The 263-nt window shown below is 72.6% G+C and carries 1 protein-coding gene; it reads right to left on the reverse strand.

The features are described 5' to 3' along the window. Positions 1 to 263 (reverse strand): sigma-70 domain-containing protein (locus IF06_RS0131865; protein ID WP_030275527.1); only part of this gene is annotated, 263 nt, incomplete at both ends.

The following is a 263-nucleotide window of genomic DNA, read 5'->3' on the forward strand; positions in this document are numbered from 1 at the left end:
GAGGCGCGCAGGTCGGCCAGCTCGTACTCGTTGTCCTCGGTGCCGAGCGTGTCGCCCAGCTCGGTGGCGCTGTCGCCGTCGCCGATCGGGGTGGACAGCGAGACCGCGTTGTACGCGCGGGCGCCCTCCAGGCCCTCCAGCACCTCTTCCTCGGTGACGTCGAGGTGGGCGGCGATGTCGGCGACGGTCGGGGCCCGGTTGAGCGTCTGGGTCAGCGTGCTGTTGGCCTCGGAGATGCGCAGCCGCAGCTCCTGGAGGCGCCG

It is taken from the genome of Micromonospora globosa (assembly GCF_000717585.1).
Lineage (GTDB): Bacteria > Actinomycetota > Actinomycetes > Mycobacteriales > Micromonosporaceae > Micromonospora > Micromonospora aurantiaca.